This window comes from Arthrobacter sp. TmtSoilC48, from assembly GCF_059739425.1.
The window spans coordinates 179,655-203,240 of record NZ_AP046049.1 but is presented as its reverse complement, the minus strand read 5'-3'; the positions used below and the strand labels follow the sequence as shown (position 1 = coordinate 203,240).

19 protein-coding genes are annotated in these 23,586 nt (G+C 61.9%); 15 read left to right on the top strand and 4 right to left on the bottom strand.

Annotation, left to right across the window (positions count from 1 at the left end; translation table 11 throughout):
* Positions 1-21 precede the first annotated feature (21 nt).
* Positions 22-1,659, bottom strand: a complete 1,638-nt coding sequence (locus AC6I97_RS01010; protein ID WP_497943842.1) for a purine-cytosine permease family protein — start codon at positions 1,657-1,659, stop codon at positions 22-24.
* A gap of 259 nt (positions 1,660-1,918) precedes the next feature.
* Between AC6I97_RS01010 and AC6I97_RS01005 the strand changes: the two genes are divergently transcribed.
* The 5 genes from AC6I97_RS01005 to AC6I97_RS00985 all read left to right on the top strand — a co-directional run bounded on the left by AC6I97_RS01005 (position 1,919) and on the right by AC6I97_RS00985 (position 6,021).
* Entirely contained in the window at positions 1,919-2,413 is a 495-nt protein-coding gene (locus AC6I97_RS01005; RefSeq protein WP_224094710.1) for a RidA family protein, read from the top strand.
* A gap of 62 nt (positions 2,414-2,475) precedes the next feature.
* A complete protein-coding gene (locus tag AC6I97_RS01000; RefSeq protein WP_497943841.1) occupies positions 2,476-3,228 on the top strand; it encodes a FadR/GntR family transcriptional regulator in 753 nt (250 codons plus the stop codon).
* The gene (locus tag AC6I97_RS00995) at positions 3,225-4,850 is read left to right on the top strand and encodes a gamma-glutamyltransferase family protein (protein ID WP_497943840.1); all 1,626 of its coding nucleotides are present in this window, start codon (positions 3,225-3,227) and stop codon (positions 4,848-4,850) included. Before AC6I97_RS01000 ends, AC6I97_RS00995 begins: the two co-directional genes overlap by 4 nt.
* Before the next feature lie 34 nt (positions 4,851-4,884).
* Entirely contained in the window at positions 4,885-5,562 is a 678-nt protein-coding gene (locus AC6I97_RS00990; RefSeq protein WP_497943839.1) for a YoaK family protein, read from the top strand.
* 72 nt (positions 5,563-5,634) lie between these two features.
* Complete coding sequence (locus tag AC6I97_RS00985) at positions 5,635-6,021, top strand: DUF1304 domain-containing protein (protein WP_497943838.1); 387 nt, start codon at positions 5,635-5,637, stop codon at positions 6,019-6,021.
* A gap of 292 nt (positions 6,022-6,313) precedes the next feature.
* On the opposite strand, the gene AC6I97_RS00980 is transcribed toward AC6I97_RS00985, so the two are convergent.
* The gene (locus AC6I97_RS00980) at positions 6,314-7,333 is read right to left on the bottom strand and encodes an Lrp/AsnC family transcriptional regulator (protein WP_497943837.1); all 1,020 of its coding nucleotides are present in this window, start codon (positions 7,331-7,333) and stop codon (positions 6,314-6,316) included.
* Between the two features lie 121 nt (positions 7,334-7,454).
* Here AC6I97_RS00980 and AC6I97_RS00975 point away from each other — a divergent pair, with 121 nt between their 5' ends.
* From AC6I97_RS00975 to AC6I97_RS00950, 6 genes are all read left to right on the top strand, one after another.
* Entirely contained in the window at positions 7,455-8,873 is a 1,419-nt protein-coding gene (locus AC6I97_RS00975; RefSeq protein WP_497943836.1) for an MFS transporter, read from the top strand.
* Positions 8,870-10,081: an amidohydrolase gene (locus AC6I97_RS00970; RefSeq protein ID WP_497943835.1), complete on the top strand. Its 1,212-nt coding sequence runs from the start codon at positions 8,870-8,872 to the stop codon at positions 10,079-10,081. Before AC6I97_RS00975 ends, AC6I97_RS00970 begins: the two co-directional genes overlap by 4 nt.
* A 106-nt stretch (positions 10,082-10,187) precedes the next feature.
* Complete coding sequence (locus tag AC6I97_RS00965) at positions 10,188-11,639, top strand: acyltransferase family protein (protein WP_497943834.1); 1,452 nt, start codon at positions 10,188-10,190, stop codon at positions 11,637-11,639.
* Entirely contained in the window at positions 11,636-11,992 is a 357-nt protein-coding gene (locus tag AC6I97_RS00960) for a GNAT family N-acetyltransferase (RefSeq protein WP_224094728.1), read from the top strand. The genes AC6I97_RS00965 and AC6I97_RS00960 overlap by 4 nt, the downstream gene beginning before the upstream one ends.
* A gap of 194 nt (positions 11,993-12,186) precedes the next feature.
* Positions 12,187-13,749, top strand: coding sequence for a sigma-70 family RNA polymerase sigma factor (locus AC6I97_RS00955; protein WP_497943833.1), 1,563 nt, complete (start codon positions 12,187-12,189; stop codon positions 13,747-13,749).
* A 215-nt stretch (positions 13,750-13,964) separates the two neighbouring features.
* On the top strand, positions 13,965-16,700 hold the full coding sequence (locus AC6I97_RS00950) for a CLIPPER-2 domain-containing protein (RefSeq protein ID WP_497943832.1): 2,736 nt from the start codon (positions 13,965-13,967) through the stop codon (positions 16,698-16,700).
* 2 nt (positions 16,701-16,702) lie between these two features.
* On the opposite strand, the gene AC6I97_RS00945 is transcribed toward AC6I97_RS00950, so the two are convergent.
* On the bottom strand, positions 16,703-17,059 hold the full coding sequence (locus AC6I97_RS00945; RefSeq protein WP_224094736.1) for a hypothetical protein: 357 nt from the start codon (positions 17,057-17,059) through the stop codon (positions 16,703-16,705).
* 230 nt (positions 17,060-17,289) lie between these two features.
* On the opposite strand from AC6I97_RS00945, the gene AC6I97_RS00940 reads away from it, so the two are divergent.
* From AC6I97_RS00940 to AC6I97_RS00925, 4 genes are read left to right on the top strand one after another with little or no spacing between them, the layout of a single operon-like run.
* Entirely contained in the window at positions 17,290-18,852 is a 1,563-nt protein-coding gene (locus tag AC6I97_RS00940) for a pyridoxal phosphate-dependent decarboxylase family protein (RefSeq protein ID WP_497943831.1), read from the top strand.
* Positions 18,849-20,210: a lysine N(6)-hydroxylase/L-ornithine N(5)-oxygenase family protein gene (locus tag AC6I97_RS00935; protein WP_497943830.1), complete on the top strand. Its 1,362-nt coding sequence runs from the start codon at positions 18,849-18,851 to the stop codon at positions 20,208-20,210. The genes AC6I97_RS00940 and AC6I97_RS00935 overlap by 4 nt, the downstream gene beginning before the upstream one ends.
* On the top strand, positions 20,207-20,797 hold the full coding sequence (locus AC6I97_RS00930; protein WP_497943829.1) for a GNAT family N-acetyltransferase: 591 nt from the start codon (positions 20,207-20,209) through the stop codon (positions 20,795-20,797). The genes AC6I97_RS00935 and AC6I97_RS00930 overlap by 4 nt, the downstream gene beginning before the upstream one ends.
* Positions 20,794-22,638, top strand: coding sequence for an IucA/IucC family protein (locus tag AC6I97_RS00925; protein WP_497943828.1), 1,845 nt, complete (start codon positions 20,794-20,796; stop codon positions 22,636-22,638). Before AC6I97_RS00930 ends, AC6I97_RS00925 begins: the two co-directional genes overlap by 4 nt.
* Before the next feature lie 181 nt (positions 22,639-22,819).
* Here the strand turns inward: AC6I97_RS00925 and AC6I97_RS00920 are convergent, their stop codons facing one another.
* On the bottom strand, positions 22,820-23,572 hold the full coding sequence (locus tag AC6I97_RS00920) for a hypothetical protein (RefSeq protein ID WP_497943827.1): 753 nt from the start codon (positions 23,570-23,572) through the stop codon (positions 22,820-22,822).
* Between the last annotated feature and the right edge of the window lie 14 nt (positions 23,573-23,586).

The window sequence follows — 23,586 nt, the reverse complement described above, 5'->3', positions numbered from 1 at the left end:
TTCCCGCCGTCGTCAACTTATTTAACGCAGTCCCTGAACGGGCTGCCGAGCTGGATCGGCTGCGGCGATACCGCCGCTCAAGTGCTCATTCCGGCAGGCCGCGAGGTACTCCTTGCTAAGTCCAGCGCAGGCGGTGCAAATGGCAGGCTGACCTGTTTGGCTCGGGTCCCTGTCCATCTCCACCGCAATGTAGCTGTGGTCGCACGCATGGCAGCGGATGCGGGCCTCCCAGATGTCCTCCACCTCATCGCGGGGATCGTTGGCCCGGCGGAGCAGGGCTGCCCGCGACTGTGCTTTGAAGGCAGCGGCGTAAAGCAAGGCGCCAAGCGCGAAGGTGAGCGGTGTTGACCAGGTGGCTCCGAACGCGCCACCGAATTGGTAGAAGAGCCCGCCCAGCACCGAGCTTCCAATCCAGACCCAAGCACCCAAGGTGAACCGGGCCAGGCGTCCCGGCCGGAATTCCGGCAAATCGTTCTTGTCGCCACCAGCACTGAAGATGATGTGGACCAACATGATGCTGACCCACGATGCAATGAAGGCACCCTGCCAAGCCAGCGCAACAAGCAAGTAGCTGAGGACGTCAGTGAGCATGAAGACGTAGGTGATGGCGCCGCACAGCAGCACGGCCCAAACGCGCGGGAGCCTGGTGCGGAAGAGGCGCGTCCAGAGTGCTTCCATGTTGGTTGAGGCGACGTAGAAGTTCGCGGTGTTGATACGGGCTTGGGTCACCCACACCAGGAACAGTCCCCAACCGCCCAAAAGGGTGACGATGAAGTCCACGATTGCGGTGGACGAAATACCTCCGGCCAAGCCTGCGGCGTAGGCGATGAAGATGCCGATCAGGCCGTTGGCCAGGTAGACGAAGGCATAGAACACTGGCCCGAACGTCGCGATTCCGTTGATCTTGGCGTCGCGGGGTTTGCCGAAGCGGGCAAAGTCCATGGTGAACATCATGAGAACCAGTACGCCCAGGTAAATGAAGAAGGCGTAGAGCCAGCCTGGGGCGGCGAGACTTGCAGCCTGCTGGGGCGTGTGGGCCAACCATGCGGAGGTGTCCATTCGCGTGGCAGCAAGAATGATGACAAGAATAAGGCCGCCCCAATAAACGGGGAGCAGCGCTGCGTTGTACTTGTCCATCCAGCGCCGGATCCCACCCATAACCAGGGGAAGGTTCATGACGACAGCGATCGCATACCAGACACGGATATCCAGGCCGCCGATGGAGGCGGAGAACGCATGGGCGATCATGGAGCTTTCGAATACCGCGTAGTAGATGGATGTTGCGGCCAGAATGAGCGGCGCAACGATGGACCCCGACGCACCGAACAGGCGTTGCGATATCAGGGCGACAGTGAGGCCGGTCTTGGCGGCGTAGCCGGAGAAGATGTAGCCAAGAGCACCGAACGCGACGCAAGCCAGGACAATGCCGATCAGCGTGTCCACGGTTCCGACGACTGCGGCCAGTGTTGCGGCGGTGACCAGATAGAACATGCCGCTGACCAATGAGTACCAGGACATGGAGAGTGACTTCTTGCTGCTGCGCCATGAAAGCGGAACAACGTGCGTGGTGTAGTCCTCGGTTGCGGCTTCCTTTACAACGCGGGGGTCGTCGGCATAGCTGACGTGGAGCGGGTCCAGTGAGCGGTCCAGAGTGGACATAACGGGTTCCTTTGCAAGTGATGTGCCGGTTCAGGAGCCGGCTGTTGGGGTGTAATCACTTGGTTGGCAGGGCGGCGGCGAATCGCCCATAACTGGAGTTTGTCCGACCTTCAGACCGAAGTCAACAGTTTTTTATGAATGACGTTCATTTTTTAGTTTTGTCTTGACGGTGACCCCCCGAGTGACTAGTGTCATAGCAACTTGGTTGGACCATTGGACTAACTGCCGTGGCTCGGCAGGACAGATTAGGAGCAAGACTTTGGCTACGAGCTATGAAGACCGCGTACGTGAATTGGGTCTGGAGATTCCGGACTTCAGCGTTGACGGCTACTACGGTGCCGACACCTACGGGAGCATGAAGCCCCACCATATTGTGGGCAACGTCCTGTACCTGAGCGGCCACACGCCGGACAAAAGTGACGGCACGGTCCGCTACCCAGGGCGCCTTGGCGCCAACCTGACTGTGGAGGAAGGCTACGAAGCCGCCCGCTTGACCGCGTTGAACTGTCTTGGCGGAATCCGGCTGGCTCTGGGTTCCCTCGACCGCGTCAAAGGGATCATCCGGTCTCTGTGCTTCGTGACCTCCACCATGGATTTCACCGAGGTCCACAAGGTGTCCTCGGGTGCCACTGATCTTTTTGTTGAGGTGTTCGGACCCGAGGTGGGTTTGGGCGGTCGCGCAACTATCGGCGTCATGAGCCTTGCGGGCGGCAGCTGCTTTGAAAACTGGGTGACGGTGGAAATCCTCGAATAAAAGACTGGCCAGTCCCAGCGGCTGGTAGGTTTGTCGAACCAACTTCAGCGGAGGTTTTAGACGTGTCGTCCTTGAGCAGCATTTCAGTAGCCAGCGGTCCCCTTTCGGAGCAATTGAGCGAAAGGCTGATCCGCATGATCACCAACGGCGAGCTCAACCCAGGCGACAAACTTCCCAACGAACGCGAGCTGGCAGAGACCGCAGGAATATCCCGCACATCAGTGCGGGAAGCTCTGCGTGAACTCGAACTTCGGGGGCTCATCAGCCGGAAACCCGGCCGTGGAACCATCGTCGAAGCACAAACCCGTCCCGAACTTCACGCGGGGATGCTCGGATCGATGGAAGCCCCACAAAGGATGCTCCGCGAAGTCATGGACCTCCGTGCAGTCATCGAACCTCCGATGGCTGAGCGCGCCGCACTTCGGGGCCGGGCTACTGAATTGGGTGCCCTGCTCCATCCGCTGGAATTGGCCGAGGCGGAACTCCGCCGGGACGAGCCGTCCATGCAGCTCTTGGTGAGGCTGGACGTCGAGTTCCACGCAGGTGTTGCCAAACTCACCCAGAACCCCATGCTGGTCAGGCTCCTCGATGTCGCCAACGAATGGATGGCGCCTTCCAGGGAGACCGCCCACCAGACCATGACACGAATCGAAAAGTCCGTTGCTGCGCATCGGAGAATATACGAGGCCATCCGTGGTCATCAGGCTGATGACGCACGCGAGGCCATGTCCGGTCACATCCACGAGGTTGCGATGGCTATTGGCATTGACGCCTGGGACCCGGATTCATTAAGCAGAAAGCACAACAAGCCATGAGCCAAAAATTCACCGGCGCGGCCGCGACGCCACACTCAGCTGCGACGGCTGCAGCCCATACAGCATTCGCCAATGGCGGCAATGCCGTGGACGCCGCACTGGCTGCAGCAGCCATGCTTACGGTGGTCTATCCGAATCAATGCACTATCGGCGGTGACGTCATCGCCATGGTGGGATCCGATAACCGGAACGTCACAGTGGTCAACGGCAGCGGACGATCTGCCCGGTCGTTGAACCCCGCCGACTACGCAGGCGCAGACGGGTTCGTCCCTGTATCCGGTGCGAAAAGCGTCACCGTGCCCGGGCTTCTTGGTGCCTGGGAGGTTCTCGCTGAGACCTGGGGGATGTTGCCCCTTTCTGAGGCGCTTCTTCCCGCGGCTTCAGCCGCCGCAGCCGGAGTGCCAGTGGCTCCAGGGGTCGCCCGGGACCTCATCCGGGAAGAGCATCTCCTGGCCCAAGACCCGGGATGCCGCGAGGTCTTCTTCCGGGATGGAGCACTCCTGCGTGAAGGCGAGACCCTGAAGCTGGATCGTCTGGCAGAAACCCTGGCAGCCATCGCGGAGCACGGGACCGAAGTGTTTTACCGCGGTTCCATTGGGCGAAGCATCGTGGAGACCCTTCACGGGCAAGGCGGTGACCTCACCCTGGATGATTTCGCAGCCTACGAAGCCACGGTTGAAACGCCGGTCTCCGTGATGTTCGCGGGCTCTGAATACCTCAGTGCGGCCGGCAACAGCCAAGGCACGTTCTTCCTGCAAGGCTTGGCCGCTCTTAACGTCGTAGCCCAGGAACTTGGCCACGTTCCTGACCCGGATGGCGCCGAGGCCGGCATTGTGGCGTCCGTGCTGGCGGCTGCTGCGAAGGACCGTGACCGCTACCTTGGCGACCCGGAACACACCGAAATCCCTGTTGCTGGACTGCTCTCCGCGAAGTCTGCCGAGGCATTGGCCCTCGGCGCCATCGCAGGCAAGGAACCTGCTTCTTCCCACGGCCGGGCATACGGCCGACGAACCGGTGACACAGTAGCGATCGTCACGGCCGACTCCGACGGCAACTGGGTCTCCCTCATCCAAAGCGCATTCCACGCTTTCGGATCGTGCGTGGTGGATCCGGCAACGGGCGTTCTCCTGCATAACCGCGGGGCATCCTTTAGCCTGACGCAGGGTGCCGCGAATGAGCTCGCTCCGGGACGGAAGCCAGCCCACACCCTTATGCCGGTGCTTGTCCGTCGGGACGGGCAACTCATCGGGGCTCACGGCACCATGGGAGGTCGGGCCCAACCCCAGGTCCACACACACCTGGCCCTGAACCTTGCGTTGGGTATGTCTCCGGCCGAGGCAACAGCCCGGCCGCGTTGGATCGTTGGACAGATGGAAGCCGGAGCTGCTGCGCCGGACGACGCCACCACGATTTCGGTGGAACATGGAGTCTCGACGACGGCCGTCCTGAACCTTCTCGACGCCGGCTTCCACACGAAAGAGCTGGGAGCACTGGACGACGCCGCAGGGCACCTCCAGGTGGTTCGGCAGGAAGAGACGCCAGGCGCCTTCGCTGTTGGTTCAGATCCGCGCTCCGATGGACTGTCGATCGCGTCACAGCGCCCGACGAGCGACGGGAAGTAGGCCCGTGCTTCATCCACGCTTATCGTTCTGGCTGATGATCGCGCTGAGTTTCGGCACCGGGACCCTCGATGCCGCAACCTATCTGGGTATGGACCGTGTCTTCGGAGCAAACATGACCGGCAACGTCATCCTGATCGGCCTCTCCCTCGCAGGTTCGGAACACGTTCCACTTCTGGGGCCGTTGTCAGCACTCGGCGGTTTCGCAGCTGGTTCCTGGGTCCTCGGGTTGATCCTGCGGCGCGTTCCCTTTGCTGGCGGACGCGACGCGTCGCTGGTTCCGGTTTTCTGGACTTCGGCGTGTGGAATGCTGGCTGTTACCGGGGTGCTGGCGTTCCTCCCCATGAACGAACTCCTGATCCACACCGTGACTCTCGCAATCGGGATCATGATGGGTTTCCAAGCCATTGCGGCTCGCAGAGTCGGCGTGCCCGACGTTTCCACCGTAGTCATTACGTCCACGCTGTCCTTGCTGTTCAGTGAAGCCGGACGCTTTTGGGGTGGGGCCACCACGGCGGCCACCATGCGCAGGTTTGCGGCCGTGGCGTCGATGTTCCTGGGTGCCGTGTGCGGCGCCCTCCTTCTGCAGCTCGGTTTGTGGTGCGCAATGCTGGTCCCGGCAATGGTCCTGATCGGTGTGGCCTTGGCATTCACGGTTATTCAACATCCATCAAGGAGGGTAACCGAAGACGCCCGGACGCTCGTGTCTGCCTGACTGCTGGCGCCACGCCCGAGTTGCCCAGCTCCTGACACCTGCGCCAGATCATGGGGAGGCTAGGATCAGACCATGATCCTGGCCTCCCTGATTTTCGCCCTGCTTGCGGCGTTGCTCCACGTGTACATCTTCACCATGGAATCCATCACGTGGACCAAGCCAGCTACATGGAAACGATTCAGCGTGACATCACAGGCCGACGCCGAAACCACCAAGCCACTTGCCTACAACCAGGGTTTCTACAACCTCTTCCTGGCCATCGGCGCGTTGATAGGCATCATCGCAGTGGGCATGGGCGCTCCGCAGGTGGGCTGGACCCTCGTCTTCAGCTGCTGCGGTTCCATGCTCCTTGCGGCACTGGTGCTCGCTGCAAGTGGCAAAAAATACCTCCGCCCTGCGGTTCTCCAGGGGACAACGCCGCTGCTCGCCGTCGTGTTTGGCGTGCTGGCTGTCCTTTAGGGCGCTGTTGCTTAGTGCTCCGGTTGCTTAGTGCTCCGGCGGGCCGCTCTGCGCGGCGGCCTGGTCCATCCACACAACTTCCCAGTGGTGGCCGTCGAGGTCACGGAACGCCCTGCTGTACATGAACCCGAGGTCCTTGGGGTCGTACGTCTCGGAACCTCCAGCCTCGACCGCCTTAGCGGCCAGGGCATCAACACCTTCGCGGCTGTCAGCAGAGATGGCAACAATTGCCCCGACCGAGTTCCGGGTGTCCGCGATGGGCTGATCGGTGAACTGACTCTGTGGATAACGCTTACGAACTCTCCCTCCATAGCGGCAGGGGCACAACGCTGCGACTGCGACCTGCTTCGTCCAGGACGTGGCCCAACCGCTTGAAGGTCCGGACCACCGCCTGCCTTGAGATGACTGCACTTCCTGGAGCCCGCTGGGCAAGTTCACGTTCGTAAGCCTGGACCTCCAGATAGTCCCGGACCCACAAAGTGACCAGCAGGTTCTGTGCGCCAAGGACTTGGGCGCTCAACCGGCAATTGGGCAACGCCGCGAAGAAGCTGCCCACACCGTCAACGAACTCAGCTGGAACGTTCAAGACGAGCGTCACTTCCCTCAGGCCCTGCTGGGCGGAGCTGGACGCATCGCACCTCAGCGTCATGTAGCCGGTTGCCAGGAACCGTTCCACCCGCCGTCGGGCTGTTTGGGGCGAAACGCGGCAGGCGGCACCCAGTTCCGCCCAGCTCGCCCTGCCATCCTTGGCGAGCTCCTCCAACAACGCTGCATCAAGCCGGTCCGGTGCGTAGGCCGACTGCTCGGGCAGGGGTTCCGCTGACACGAGCCTTGCGCGCGCTGGTTCCAGCGTGCCGCTGCGCCATTCTGAGGCCTGCCGATACAACTTGGTGACGAAAACGACCTCACGATGCGTGACGCCGGGCAGCCTTGGAAAGGCGCCGGTGACGATATCCATCAACTCTTCATGGCTGGATGCAAAGCAGTCAATGAAGAGATCGTGCGCACCTGTCACTAGAGAAACTGTGCCGAATGCAGGTTCGGAGCACAGCTGCTCAATCAGCGCCTCGCTCTCGCTGGGCGAGGATGACAGATGGATGAAGGCTGACCACCCGGCACTGAGATAGCGCTGTCCGGGTGCAGGTGTGATCCAAGCCTGGCCTTGGCCGGCAAGAGCGTTCCATCGCCTTGCCACTGTGGGCGCAGACAGCTCAAGGGCGTCGGCAATCCGGCTCCACTCTGCCCGCGGATTGATTTGGAGGGCATTCAGGATTTCGAGGTCCAGCTCGGAAATTATGGCTGATTCGTTCACTGAGGCCTTCCTTGTGTGTATTTCAAACAATTTCCCAGCCAGTCTAAACGAGGGCAATATCGTCGTGACTCGCATCACTAATCGGCGGCACCCTCAACAGGCCAAGACCACAAGGAAGCACATGGGAAGCAAGACAGCACCAGCGGCGGCGTCTGGAACGACGCGCCGGTCCATTGCGGGAATGATCTTCGCAATGGCATTGATTGAATCACTGAGCGGGGTCACCCAGGGGTACTTGAACCCCATCCTCCCCGCGCTCGGACCCGTCTTCGAGATTGACGACCCCACCATCAACGGCATCTTCCTGATCTCCAACGTGAGCTTTGCAGTCCTCACCCCGATCATTTCAAGGCTCGGAGACAGCTACGGGTACAGGCTGGTGCTGCGCTGGTCCACAGGGGTTGTGACGGCAGGAGTTCTTCAGATGGCCTTGTGGCCCTCGCTGTGGACGGTGACGATCGGCGTGGTCATGCTTACGTGCGTGGTGGGCTTCATCCCCCTCATGATGGGCATCCTGCGCGTTAGCAGCCCTGGGCATACGCGCACTGGTGTGAGCGTCATGATCGGGATGCTCATGATCATGGTGGGAGCGGGCGGGCTTTTTGCCGGAATCGTTGGGGTCACCAGCCCGACTCTCGGTTTCTGGGTGGCTGTTCCTTTCGCGGTGGTCGCGTTCATTTCTTCCTTCTTACTGCCCGACGCCGGTGTGCCGACCCGCGAGGGCATCGCCCTTGGGCCGTTGCTGGCTTGCTCGCTCGGTCTCATTGGTTTTGTTGTGGCGCTCTCGATGGCGCCCGAATGGGGTTGGCTGGATGCCCGCACCTTGGCCGCTGGCCTGCTGGGAGTATCCCTGCTGGCCTACTGGGCCAAGCGTGATTACAGGGCAAACCAGGGTAAGCGCTTCATGGACCTGCGGATGCTGGCCATTCCGCGGATCCGCTCCATCTCACTGGCTACTTTCTTCTTTGGCTTCGCGTCCATCAGCTACTTCGGCACCAACGGGATATTCCTGCACTCCAATCCTGAAAAGACGGGTTACGGATTTGCCCTGAGCCCCCTGATGATCGCCATTGTCCTGGCCTTGGCTTCCGTGCTCTCCCTTTTGTCCTCGCTGCTCACGGCCCGGGCTTTGCGAAAATTCGGTGAGCGGGCCACGCTCGTGTTTGCCGGTGTCTTGCTCGCAGGCGGCTTCCTGGTCATGATGCTTGCCCACAGTTCCATTGCCGGCTATTGCCTGGGCTTTGCGATGTTCAACTTAAGCCTGGGAATGTACCAGGCCGGAACCCGCTCATTGTCCGTGGAAGGCGTCCCATTGGAGGAAACTTCAACTGCCGCCGGGCTCAATGAGCTCGCGTTGTCCGTCGGGATCGCGGTGGGCGCGGCCGTGGTGAAGCTGATCTCCTCCGCGTCCGTGGAGTCTGGGCATATTTCAGAGTCCGGGCTGCAGGGCATCTGGGGAGCCCTTGCTGTGGCCGCACTCGTCGCGGCGGCCGCAAGCGCCCGCTACCCAAAGCGCGAAAACGCCGGGGTGTCCGCATGACCGCCGCTGGACTTAACAGCCTAAGCCGCGGGGCCGCCGTCGTACGCGTATCCCAAAGCGACATCGAGGCCAGGCTGAAGGCCGCCACCGAGCGGTGGAAACCGGACCTGCTGGACCTCAGCCACGCCATCCACGCCGATCCTGAGCTCGGCGGGCAGGAGTTCCGTGCAGTCAAGCGGATCAGGCGGCTTCTCCATGCGGCGGGCTTTCGCTTCGATGATCGCCAGCCACTACAACCCACCGCCTTTAGTGCGCGGCTGGGAACCGGAGACCTGGTTGTGGCGCTGTGCGTTGAGTACGACGCCTTGCCCGCCATTGGCCACGCATGCGGACACAACGTGAACGCGGCCAGCGCTGTGGGAGCAGCGCTGGCTCTAGCGGCAGTCGCTGACGAACTCGGCATCACTGTCAAGGTGCTCGGAACGCCGGCGGAGGAGACCACGGGTGGAAAAGTGGACCTGATCGCGGAAGGGTTCTTCGAGGACGTGTCCCTGGCAATGATGGCCCATGCCGCGGCGAAGGACGTGGTGGGCGGTTCGTCGCTGGCGATGTCCATGTGGGACGTGTTGTTCGAAGGCAGGCCGGCCCATGCAGCTGCCGCCCCGATGGAAGGAGTTAACGCCCTGGACGCACTTGTCGTCGCCCAGACGGCCGTTGCGCTGGCCAGGCAACAGCTCCCGATCGGGTCGATCATTTCGCTGATCGTCACCGAAGGCGGAAGCGCCGTCAACGTCATCCCCGAGCGCGCAAGGGCGAGCATTGAGATGCGGGCTCCGAGCATCGAAAAGCTGCGCATCATCCAGGACAAGGTGCGGCGCTGCCTCGAAGCAGGCGCCCACGCCAGCGGTTGCACCCTGGATGTCACGCCAGCGGGCAATGACTACGCCGAACTCCGACAAGACCCGTTCCTGTCGGATGCCTACCGGGCAGCCATGACGGCCATCGGACGGGACGTCGTCTTCAATTCCGAGCCAGTGGCCTCCACGGACATGGGCAACGTCTCCCAACTGGTGCCAACCATCCACCCCATGGTTGGCTACGACGTCCGTGGCGCAGCCCATCACACAGCAGAGTTCGCGGCCTTCGGCGCTTCGGCCGCCGCCGACCAGGCAGTACTTGACGGATCGTACGGCCTGGCCGCGGCAGCGTGCGCCGGTGCCTTGGACCCGGAGGAACGAGGGCGGTTACTGGCCAGCGTGCGCCACTAGCACCTGCCAACGCCCGCATCGGCCAACGCCAGCACCGCTGGTCCCCACGGCACCCGGGGCGGACAATGGAGTCAACACGCAGGAGCGTGTATTCGTGGGGAGGGCCATGCAGCGGGGAAAGCCGGTTCATCCAGGCGCCAGCCGAAGCACGGCTGTGCCGGCGGCTTCGGCTGCGCGGCTGGAACCGGCTGTCCAGCGTGAACCGGTTGTGCAGCGTGAACCGGTTGTGCAGCGTGAACCGGGTGTGCGTCGTGATCCAGCGATCGACCTCGTCCGCTTCATCTGCCTGCTCCTGGTGGTCGCGGCCCACTGCATGATGGTCAGTCCCGTCCTGCACAGGGATGGGAAAGTCACCACGGAAAACACCCTCATGGAGCAAAGCTGGTTCACGCCCGTGGTTTGGGTGCTCATGATCGTGCCGTTGTTCTTCGTCCTGGGCGGCGTCACCGGGTTGCAGTCGTGGCGACGCCTGCAAGCACGCGGCGGCACAGGCTTCGACTTCGCCCAGCTGAGACTCCTGCGTCTGGTCAGGCCGGCCATGGCCCTGCTCGCCATCATGTGGGCGGGGCTCTGGCTGGCTCTGCTCAGCGGCGTCGATCCCCAGGTGATCCAGTTGATGACCACCGGGGCTGCGATGCCACTCTGGTTCCTTGCTGCCTACCTCACGGCCCAGCTCAGCATCCCGCTCATGGCCCGGCTTCATCAACGTGCCCCGCTGCCCACGTTGGGCGTCCTCGTTGCGCTGATCATTACCGTCGACTCCCTCCGCGGCGCTGTCCCGGTTCTTGCCTTCGTCAACATGGTGTTTGTCTGGTGCGCAGTCCAGCAGCTCGGCTTCCTCATGGCGGACGGCTTTTTTGAGCATCGCAGCAGAACCTGGCTGGTAGGGGCGATCATAGTCAGCAACGTGTTGCTCGGGCTGGTGACCGGCGTGGCCGTATATCCGGGCAACATGGTGGTGAACATCAACCCACCCAACCTATGCCTGCTCCTGCTGGCAATTTCACAGACTGCCACCCTCCAACTTCTGGGCAAAGGCATACGCTGGATCGCCTCTGTCAGCTGGGTCCAGGCGACAATTGCGGTGGCGGGCCGCCGGTCCATGACCGTCTACCTCTGGCATCTTCCGCTCCTGGTGGGCATGTCCGGACTCCTCTTGCTCACCGACTTTCCCAAACCGGCCGACGGCACAGCGGAATGGTGGTGGGCGCGAATCCCCGTCTTCTTCGCCGTCGTAGCCCTGCTGCTGCCGGTCGTGCTGCTCCTCGGTCGCCTCGAGGACCGTCCGACGGCGGCCAGCCACGCGCGGGGTCCCTCGCGCACCGCTGTGGTGACGGCCGCCGTCGTGGTCTTTGTCCCCGTTGCGGATGCCGCGTTCAACGGCCTGACGCTGGCGCTCCTGGGCGGGGGAGCGGCATGCTTCGCGCTCGCGGTACTGCTGCTTGGCAGGGTCCCGACGCCGGTGCTGCCGCCACCGGGCCCGGACGGGAGGCAAACACGCGGGGGAAAACGGTCCACATTGCCAGCGCCCGGTTTACGTGCCAATCTCGAATCATGACCGAGCACACTGAATCATTGGCAGACTCTTTCCGCGCTGGCGTCACCACAGTGCGCAACGATAAGTTCCACCGCTATGAACTCCGCGTAGACGGTGAGTTGGCGGTGATGTCCCAATTCATCGATCGGCCCGGTCACATCGATTTCACGCATACCGAGACAAAACCTCAGTTCAAAGGCCAAGGGCTGGCCAAGGTGCTGGCCCACTTCGCCTTGGACGATGTGGTGGCGTCCGGCAAGCGCATCATTCCGCATTGCCCGTACATCGCGGCATACCTGCAGAAGCATGAGGGCTACGAGCAGGACGTCGACTGGCCCGCCGAGAAACCTGTAGGCGAACCGGACAACGAGTAGGGTTCGCGGGCCATTTGGGTAGGGTTTCGCGGGCAATTTTGGTGCCTCCAGGGCGGCCTGATACGCGACGCCTCCCAACTGATTAGTGCACGTTTCCGTCGGATCGTGTCGTGGAATTTCCAAGTAATTTAACCCCGTAGTCCTAAGTACCCTGCGATTCAAGTCATCCCGGAATTTGCTGTCACACTGGGCCTATGGGGAGCGATTTTGATACTGGTTCCAGCAGCGGAACCATCACCGCTGGACCTGTCAGCGATCAGGAAATCATTGCGGCGGTCCGAGGAGGTGACAACGAGGCGTTTGACTCGTTGTACCGGCGGCATCTGGCTGCTGCGCAATACGTTGCACGGGCGAATACGGATAACCCGAGTGACGCCGACGACATCGTTGCCGAGGCGTTCGCATCAGTGTTCCAGGCCCTTAGCGGCGGCAAAGGACCACGGGAATTCTTTCGTGCCTACCTGCTGACGGTCGTGCAGCGGACAGCGCATGCGCGGAACCGGAAAGCAAGGCTCACCCAGTCCGCCCCTGACGACGCGATGTTGGATACCGCCGTCGTGGACGCCGACCCCGTCTTGAGGGAATTCGAATCCTCGGCTGTGGCGTCGGCATTCAGGTCCCTTCCCGAGCGCTGGCAAGCGGTGCTTTGGCATGTGGACATTGAGGGCATGAAGCCGGCTGCTGCTGCGCCGTTCATCGGTGTCAGCCCCAATGGAGTGTCCTCGTTGCTGATCCGGGCAAGGGAGGGGCTCCGCCAGGCGTATCTGCAAAACCACGTGGTGGTTGCCCCCGACGATGAGTGTTCGGAGTATTCCGGCCAGTTGGGCAAATATGCACGGAACGCCCTGAAACGGACCTCACGCGAAAAGGTCAGTGCGCATCTGGAGACCTGCTCCAAGTGCACTGCGCTTCTCTTTGAACTTAACCACATCGAAGGTGCCATGCGGGCGGCTCTCTTCCCCCTGGTGACGGGCATCGTGTTGACTCCCGGCGCGGTTGCGGGATTGCTCGCGGCAGCGAATCCGTCCGGCGCCACCGGGCAGACCCCTGCAACAGTTCGATCGCCCGGGCACGTATGGAAGGTTGCTGCGGCTATCGCTGCAGGCGTGGCGATTTTTGGTCTTGCCGCGTGGTTCGGGCAGCCTGATGTGGAGGTCAGCGACGCCGGTGATGCTCCAGGTGCCTCGGCATCACCCCCGGCGTCCAGTGCTGCAGCTGACGTGCCCACCGTCCCCTCCCCAGCTCCGACTGCCGTGCAATTGCCGGAACCTTTTGCACCCGTACAGGTTCCGCCGCTTCCGGTCACCGAGGAAATTGCCAGGCAGCGGGCAGCAGTTGTCACGAACTCGGGGACGATGTCCTCAACCACCCAGGCGACGCCTCCAACGGCTGCCCCGTCACAGACGGTCGAGGCTTTCTTTGGCATGGAAGCCGGCAGCGGGTTACTCGATCGCGATGTCAGTGTTGGCTTTTCACTCATCGGAGATCGGGCGCCAGGCTCCGGTGAAGCAATCTTCAGCCTGCCGGAGAATGCCACGTTCATCCCGGGAAAATTCTCGGCACCGGCCGGATGGTCGTGCTCGGATCCCGCTGCGGACAATCGATTGATCCACTGCACCACGGTGTCCATCGAGTCAGCCAGCCTTGCGTTCGAGCTCGGCGTTTCCCTTCGGAATACAGAAGCGGGCAGCACACTGAACTATCAGTTCAGCGGCCAACACATCCTTACGAAGTCCTTCGCCAGTAGTTTTCACTAGTCGCGCTGCCTTTCGCCTGCCGCACCCGGCGCCGGCCAGCTCGTATAGGGCCTCAATCTTTTTCTGTTTTCTCCGTCACGATTCCGCTTTGGCCAACACTAAGAGGCTGACAATATCTGTGCGCATCGGCTTCCTTGGAAGCGGAAGCACCAAGCGCAACTGCCTGGGTCTTGAGCCTGGGGCGCTTGGGGACGATGGAAAGACAAGCAACAGCCGTGAAGAATTCTCTCCTGGCCAGAACTTTGGTGATACTGCTGTCCACCCTTGCTGCTACCTCGGCGCTGGGAGGCCTTCAACCTGCTCCTGCGCAGGCGACAACGCCGTCAACGCCACCTATGCCTTCAACATCCTCGACGCCTGATGCTACCCAGCCCGGCATTGTGGTGTTCTCGGAGAATTTCGAGCACGGCAGCCCCAACTCCGCCCTTGGCGCGCAGTCTTACTCGGCTCCCGGGTCAAAGCAGTACATTGGCAAGGGCGGCCAGGCGTACACAGGTTCTCCAGGCTGGATCGACGCTGCCAGGTGCAATGGCGTCATCCTGAGCTACCGGAATTCCAACACCCCCACATGGGCGCAGTCCGGAACTGCGGCCGAAGGCCAAAACAACAGATGTGCCGAGCTCGCGGATATTCGCAGCTATCAGTACATGCGCATGCTGGCCTTGGGCATGGGGCAACAATTCACCCCCGCCTCTCCCACCACTAATCACGTCAACGGCTCTTACACCGAATGCCCGTCTACCAGTTCCACCGGATCAGTGTGCGATGCCATCCCGTCCGGGCCCGCTGATGGGGTGATGTTCAGGACCACCCGCCCAATCCCGGTGACAGCGGGCCACTATTACGCTTTTGGCCTCAACACCGCGTACATGAATTGCGGCCTGGCTGCGGGCGATCCGTCGTATCAGTTCGCCGCCATTGACAGCGACGGGACAGCCACGCCGGTCGGGAACCCACTCAATGGGTGCCAAACCTGGGACGATCCCAACGTGGACTCGTTCCAGCAACAAGTCACCAGCGACGTCGGCGGAACCCCGGGAACCGTCACCAGGACCGTCAACGTCAACTCGATGACGTCGAACACGGCGATCCGGGCCAATGGCAATTCCCTGGGGCTTGAAATGTGGAATAACAACGGCACCACCAACGGGAACGATGGCGCCTTTGACGAAGTGCGCCTGCTTGACGTCACTCCAGAACTGAAGCAATCTTTCACTCCTGCGGTGGTGGGCCCCGGCGGGATTTCCACCCTCACGCTCACCGTCACCAACACTAGCGAACTCAACGCGAAGCATGACTGGTCCATCAACCAGGTGCTTCCTTCCGGACTGACGATCGCCGGGGATCCGAACATCGGGGGAACGTGCGTTCAGGTTCCCGGAACCAACCCATTCCTTCGCTCGGCAGATGCCGGGAGCGGAACGCTTTCGATTTCCGGCGGCGACCTCAGCCGAGGCCAGGCCTCGTGCACGGTGGTGGTGGATGTGACAGTTTCGGCCGAGGGCACGTATTCCAGCGCACCTACCGACATTGCAACGAACTTGAACCCTCCGGCAGCGGCTTCCCTGGCGGTCCGGGCTCCCAGGATTACGCTGGGCAAGGCGCTGACCACCGCCCGCGCTGCGGTCTCCGACCAATTCACCATGGAGATCCGTGCGGGGTCTCCCACCGGTCCAGTGATAAATGCCACTAATCACTCCACTACCTCAGGATCTGTAGCAGGTATCGCCGCGGGTTCTGGTGTCACAGGTCAGACGACGGCCAACACAGGCACTACCTACTACCTCACGGAAGCCGGCGGCATCCCGTCCAATTACCACCGGAACATCACCTGTACGGACACAGCTGGCCTGCAGCCGAATTTGCCCGCAGGAGCGGCGGTTGACCGACCCTTTGCGCTGACGCCCGTCGCCGGCGCAAACATCCAGTGCATTTTGACTGGCGCCGCTGCGCCCCTTCCCGGCCTCGGGTTTACCCACAGCGCTGATGCCTCCGCTGTCCACTCGCCAGCGCAGGCAGGGGATGTGATTCGCTACATCTTCAGGGCAACGAACAGTGGGAACGTGCCACTGACTGATGTGGTCATCAACAACACTCTTGCCGGACTCCCGGAGCTGGCATATTCGTGGCCCGGGATCCCCGGCCAGCTGCTACCGGGTCAAACAGTGAGTGCTGTCGCTGCCTACAGCATCACCCAAACAGACCTCGACGCCGGTCGGGTCGCCAACTCCGCTGCGCTCGCCGGTGTTCCCGGCGCCGGCGGCCTCACGGCCTCGTTGCCTGTGACTACAGATACACCGTTGTCACCGGATGCACGCCTTGAGTTCTCCACCACCGCAGATGCCTCTGCGGTGGGTGATCCCGCAAAGGTGGGCCAGGTCATCACCTATCACTTCACGGCGAAGAACGCCGGAAACACCGCCCTCAAGAACGTCGCCATTGCGGATCACGCGCGAGGACCCGGGCCACTGGTCTACGCATGGCCCGGAGCCGCGGGTGAACTGCTGCCCGGCGAAACTGTGACGGCTTCCGCAAGCTACGAACTTACGTGGTGGGACGTCAAGGCAGGCAACGTCGCTAACTCGGCAACAGCTATGGGGACGTCTTCGGCAGGTGGGCTGGTAACAACGCATCCTGCCACAACCGCCGTGGCCTTCCCGCGAACAGGGCAGCAGGAGATCGAAAAGGCTTTCCTGCGGATAGCACCGCAACCAGGACACCAGGCCTCCTCGCGGCCCGATTCGAATCAGCCCGCTCCGAATCGGCCCGTTCCCAATCAGCCCGGCGAGTCGGTTCAGCCCGGCGGGTCCGTGATTACTTCCAATTCGTCAGCCGGGGCATTGGCCAACACGGGAGTCGCGTTCTCCATTCTGCCGGTCGCCGTCCTTATCCTTTCGGGTCTCGTCCTCTACCTGATGGGACGCCGCAAGACTGTCCGGAACCAGCCGTAGACCTAGGTAGTGGCGTGCTTCTTCTGCCACTGCGCGGCATGCCAGAACAGAAGGGCGGCCGTGACCAGAATGGCGCCTGGAAGGACGTAGGGCACCGACTGCAGGACCATGAAATTCACTTGGGATGGGGGACTTGTCGCCGTCGGACCGGTCATTGCCGCTACCGAGTCGAAAGCCCAGATGCAAAACCACGCCAACCCAGCGTCCAGCACCCAGAGGGCCGCGACGAACGGGTTCACGAGTACTCGGCGCCGTGCCCGTTCGGGGGCTTCAGGGGCATGCGGATTCACTGCCCGCACCGCATTCCCGTGTTCATCGATCTCGCGGAATCCGATCCGCTCGTGGATGTCGTCAGCCACTGGTCCCCCAACCGTAGAGTTTCTGTGCCGTTGACTCTACAGCCCTTGGCAAGAGCCGGGGTATTTTCCACGGCGTCAGCTTCCAATGAAAGTCAATGACGCTTCCCCTGTTCACAAAACGGCCAGAATACGTACGTTGGGCGAAATAGGTCACAAAAGTTTGACGAAAAGGCAAGCCTAAGTAAGGCTTGCCTTTGCTAACTAGCGCCCAATGATGGAAGGAAGCTGACGTGACGTCACCAAGTGTCGAAGAGCGGATCGCTCAGGAGCAGGACTTTGGCTCCAAGGTGGAACTGGCCCTCGCTGCCACAAACCAGCTGTTCAACGCTCGAAATTCGCCCAGCTATGTGGCGCAGGTTCTTCAGGGAGTCAACGCTGTCTCCACCAAAGTCCAGCGAACGGCCCGTCCGTTCACCGGCGTCGCGCATGCAGAACTGAAGGCCCGGGTTGGTGCCGTCGACCTCGAACGTCCGCTGCCGGATACGGCTGCTGCCCTTGAGGAGCTTGACGGGCTCTACCTCAAGGACGCGATCTACTTCCACGATGCCCGTTATGCGGCACACCTGAATTGCCCGGTGGTCATTCCCGCGCTGGTTGGTGAAGCCGTGCTCTCGGCAGTGAATTCCTCCATGGACACGTGGGACCAGAGTGCCGGCGCCACCATGATCGAGCGGCGCCTCATCGATTGGACTGCCGGCCGTATTGGTTTTGACGCCGCGGCCGATGGTGTCTTCACCTCAGGTGGGAGCCAGTCCAACTTCCAGGCGCTGCTGATCGCCCGCAATCACGCCGTGGCCAGGCTGCGTGCCACGAACGGCGACGCGCGCCTGCCGCACCTGCTGGATCGACTCCGGATCTTCACCTCCGTTGACAGTCACTTCAGCATCCAGAAGTCTGCTTCCATGCTCGGGCTTGGCTTCGACGCGGTGATCTCCGTGCCCACCGCTGCCGACCACCGAATGGACCCCGCCGCACTTGCGGCTGCTCTGGCGGAAGCGCACGACGCCGGCCTGGTACCGATGGCGGTCGTGGCTACTGCTGGAACCACTGACTTCGGCTCGGTCGATCCTCTCTCCGAACTGGCGGCGTTGGTGCGCGCCTATGATTCCTGGCTGCACGTGGACGCTGCTTACGGTGGCGGCCTCATCGTTTCCGGCCGCTACCGCCACCTCCTGAACGGGATCCACCTGGCCGACTCCGTCACCGTCGACTTCCACAAAACCTTCTTCCAGCCCGTCAGCTCCAGCGCAGTCCTGGTCCGCAACGGCTCAATGATGCGCCACGTCACCTACTACGCCGACTACCTGAACCCGGAGAGCGCCGCGAAGGCCGAAATCCCCAACCAGGTGGACAAGAGCATCCAGACCACCCGGCGCTTCGACGCCCTCAAGCTCTGGCTCACCCTGCGCATCATGGGCGCCGACGCTATCGGCGCGTTGTTCGACGAAGCGATCGACCTTGCTGGCCGCGTTGGAGCCCGGTTGATGGATGACACCGAGTTCGAAATCGCCGCCGCACCCCAGTTGAGCACTTTGGTATTCCGCTACCGCCCGGCCATTGGCGGCGTGGCATTGGACGAGGACGCAGCAGATGTCCTCAATCCGGCCATTCGCGCATCGATCTTTGCTTCGGGCGAAGCCGTGATTGCCGGAACCAAGGTTGCTGGCCGCCACTACCTCAAATTCACCCTCCTCAACGCCGAGGCCTCCCTGGGGGATATCCAGGAAATCATCGAACTTATCCGCCGGACGGGCGCCAGCCTGCTCGCGACCACCACGGAGGCTGCAGCATGAGCACCCAGGACAACGGCAAGATTTACGACGTCGCCGGCATCGGCGTCGGGCCCTTCAATCTGGGCCTCGCCGCGCTAAGCGAGCCGGTTGAAGGCCTGGACTGCATCTTCCTTGAACGTCGCGAATCCTTCGACTGGCACCCCGGCATGATGTTGGAGCCCGCGCATCTGCAGGTCCCGTTCATGGCTGACCTCGTCACGTTGGCCGATCCGACGTCGCCGTACTCGTTTTTGAACTTCCTCAAGCAGACCGGACGGTTGTACCGCTTCTACATCCGGGAAAATTTCTACCCGCTGCGGGCGGAATACAACCAGTACTGCCAGTGGGTGGCCGGCCAATTGGAGTCCGTCCGTTTTAGCACAGATGTGCTGGATGTGACTTACGACGACGGCGTGTACCGCCTTTCGGTGCAGGGTCCTGGAGGTGATGGGGGTCCTGGAGGCGCTGAGGTGCTTCGCGCCCGCCGCCTGGTCCTGGGCACCGGCACGTCACCGTTCATTCCGGACTCGTGTGCAGGGATTGTGGACGGCGGCGGACTTGTCCTCCACAACGCCGAGTACATGTCGAGGAAGAGTGAGTTGCAGTCCAAGCGCAGCATCACCATCGTCGGTAGCGGGCAGAGCGCCGCAGAGCTCTATTACGAACTCCTTCAGGAAATCGACGTGTACGGCTACCAGCTCAACTGGGTAACACGTTCCGGCCGCTTCTTCCCCTTGGAATACACCAAGCTCACGCTCGAGATGACCTCGCCCGAGTACGTGGACTACTTCCACTCGCTCCCGGGCGAGCAGCGCGACGGTCTGATCAAGAATCAGAAGAACCTGTACAAAGGCATCAACTCGGACCTGATCGACGACATTTACGATCTCCTTTACACCAAGAGCCTCTCCGGCATAGTGGATACGCAGTTGCACACACACTCGTCGCTGACAGCGTCCAGGTGGGACGCGACCACGGGTACCCACACGCTGGAGTTGCACCACGAGGAACACGGCCGCGACTACAGCCTGGAGTCCGAAGCCGTGGTCCTCGCAACCGGCTACACCTACAAGGAGCCCGCCTTCCTGGCCGGCATCCAGGACCGGATCCGCCGCGACGCCAAGGGCCGCTTCGATGTCGAGCGCAACTACGGAACCGGCGTCGAACCCGGCGAAATCTTCGTCCAGAACGCTGAGCTTCACACCCACGGTTTCGTCACGCCGGACCTCGGCATGGCCGCTTACCGCAACTCCTGCATCCTGCGGGAAATCACGGGCCGCGAGGTCTATCCGATCGAGCGGAGTATCGCGTTCCAGCAGTTCGGTGCACCCGCTGCAGTGCCTTCTGCCATTCCGGTCACGGCTGGAGCAACCGTATGAGCTTCACATTCCGGCCAGTCGACCCCAAAGCGGACGCACCCGTCCTCCACAGCTGGGTCAGCCAGGAGTACGCACGGTTCTGGGGGATGGTTTCGGCCACCGAGCAGGACGTTGTGGAGGAGTACTCGCGGATCGCCGAATCGGGACACCACCAGGCGTTCCTGGGACTCGACGACGGCGCGCCCGCGTTCCTGATGGAGCGGTACCGTCCCGAATCGTCGCCGTTGGCAGACGTTTACGAGGTCCAGGGCGGCGACGTGGGCATGCACCTCCTGGTGTCCCCGCCAAGTGGCGACCCGCAGCCCGGCTACACCACGGCCGTCATGCAGTCGGTGATGACGGAACTCTTCGCTGACCCTGCAGCCCAACGCGTCGTCGTCGAACCTGACGCCCGCAACTACAAGATCCATGTGCTGAACGAGAAGGTGGGCTTCCGCCCGCACGGCGTGGTGACCCTTCCCGCCGTCGATCCTGCCGAAGACCTCAAGCAGGGACTCCTGAGCTTCTGCACGCGCGAGGATTTCCTCGCAACCCTGACCCCGATTCTGGCCGCGCCTGCCGCGGCGACCAGAGGAGATTCCCTGTGACCACTACTGCCGAAACCACCACCCTCCACGAGGCAGCCGAACCTGTATCCCACCTGACCCCGGAGCGTTGGGCCGTCGCCAACAGGCACGTGATCCGGAAAGCCATTGCCGAGTTCTCGCACGAGCGCATCCTGGCGCCGGAGCTGATCCGAGAGGAGGGCGACGGCGTCCGGCTCTACAAGATTGCCAGCGACGATGACGCCGTGGAGTACCGGTTCCGTGCGCGGATCCTGCAGCTTGAGCACTGGTCCGTTGACGCTGGGTCGATCGCCCGGCTACGCGACGGTGAAGAGCTGCCGCTGGATGCCTTGGACTTCATCACCGAGTTCCAGGAGTCACTGGCCATTCGCCAGGAGATGCTGCCCGTCTACCTCGAGGAAATCAGCAGCACGCTGTCCAGCCACGCCTACAAACAGGGTAAGCCTTTCAGCTCTGCCGAGTTGGCGGCGGGCATCACCCGCGGCGCGGACCGGGCGGCCGATTTCCAGGCGATAGAGCACAGCATGACCGAGGGGCATCCATGCTTCGTTGCCAACAACGGCCGGCTGGGTTTCGGCATCGCCGATTACCATGCGTTCGCGCCGGAAACCGGTGCCGTGGTGAAGCTTCAGTGGATCGCAGTGCATCGCAGCAAGGCCGTGTTCACGTCCAGCGCAGGCTTGGATTACCGGACGCACTTTGAGGCCGAGCTCGGACCGGAAACCTTGGCGTGGTTCAACGCGGAACTTGCCGCTTCCGGCCTTGATCCCGAGGAGTACCTGCTCATGCCGGTGCACCCCTGGCAGTGGGACAACAAGCTCGCCGTGACGTTCGCGGCAGAAATCGCCCGGCGCCACATCGTGAACCTTGGCAGCGGCGAGGACTCCTACCAGGCACAGCAGTCCATCCGTACCTTCTTCAACACCACGTCACCGGAGAAGGCGTACGTCAAAACGGCCATGTCCGTGCTGAACATGGGCTTCATGCGCGGCCTGTCTCCGCAGTACATGAAGGCAACGCCTGCCATTAATGACTGGCTTCAGGAACTGATCTGCAACGACCAGGAGCTCCAGGACCGGGGCTTGGCCATGATCCGTGAAACGGCGGCCATCGGCTACCACAACCACTACTACGAGGCTGCGTCGGCGAAGGGCTCGCCTTACCGGAAGATGCTCTCGGCTCTGTGGAGGGAAAGTCCCCTTCCGATGCTTAAGGACGGTCAGCAGTTGGCCACCATGGCTTCCTTGTTGCATGTGGATTCCTCCGGCGCCTCCGTGGCCTCAGCGCTGATTCAGCGCTCCGGGTTGGCTCCAACGGAGTGGCTGCGCCGCTACTTCGAGGCCTACCTCGTTCCGTTGATCCACTGCCTCTACGAGTATGAGCTCGCGTTCATGCCTCACGGCGAAAATGTCATCCTGATCCTGGAAGACGGTGTACCCGCACGGGCAATTATGAAGGATATCGCCGAGGAGATTGTGGTCATGGGGGACCGGCTGGACCTGCCCGCGGAAGTCTCCCGCGTCAAGGCCGAGATTCCCGCTGAAGAGATGGTGCTTGCGATCTTCACTGACGTGTTCGACTGCATCTTCCGTTTCCTGGGGGCCATCCTTGTGGAGGAAGGGACGCTGCAGGAAGACGAATTCTGGGGGACTGCCGCTGCCGTGGTTCGTGAATATCAGGAACGCCACCCGGAGCTAGCGGACCAATTCGCCATGCATGATCTGTTCGCTGCGGACTTCGAGTTGTCCTGCCTTAACAGGCTGCAACTGCGGAACAACCAGCAGATGCTCGATATCTCGGATCCATCCGGTGGATTGCAGATGGCTGGCCGTCTGGCCAACCCGCTGGCAAAGTTCGCTTAGCGGAAAATTGGCGGAGGCGCCGCCGGGAAAAATTGCTTCATCCGGTGGCGCCTCCTCGTGACTGGCTGCCTGATCCGACCCCAGGCAGCTGCCACGCCCATGTAGTACTGGTTACCCCTGAATCGTGTTGCAAAAAGCACGCGGTTTACGGCATTTTCCTATTCCCTTGCCTTTCCTTTCATCAGGCTGAGCGTCTGTGCCGGAGGCCGGCGATTGCCCGGTCGCATTCTGCCGGCGAGGCCGGAAAATCCAAAAATTCCACGAGCGTTCGCCGTCCAACGCCCAGGTTTAGCCCGTCGATGAGTTGCAGACAGCGGAACAGTGCCTCGTAGCTCTCCCGCTTGCGGGTCATCATGGTATGAATGCTTCCGCGATGATAGGCCGCAGTGGCTTCCACTGCCGCAAGTTCCCCTCGGCATATCTGACCCATTTCGGCCAACATTTCCCAGCTAAGCAGCTTGCCGTCTTTGGACCATCCCAGATGAAGAGTCGCTATCGTGTGGCTTCTACGCCGGGCGCGGGGGTACTGCGACATCTCATGGATCAGCCGTTCAAAGTGCGCCATGGTTGCAAGCCCTGTATAGACGTCGGTGCAGGAGAACGGTTCAAGACGTTCATTTTCCATGGCCCATCCCTCGACGAGATCCCGCATGGAGCCATCGTCAGCAGGTACCCCCGCCGCGTCGAAAAAGGCACTGAGGTCCTGCATGGTTTCGCGGACTCCAACGCCATGATAGGCACGGGACGCCCCGAGGTTCTTGGCGGACATTTGCAGCTCTCCGCCCTCCGCTTGAGCCTTCAGCATGTCCTCGACTTCAGGAACCAGCCAGTCACCCGGGAACAGCCATCCGGCCTGCTCACTACGTTGTCGCCAGCGCCCACGGAGCTGTAAGGACCTGCTTTCGATTTTCAGATGAGCGCGTTGATCTTTCATGTTCAATGAGTGCC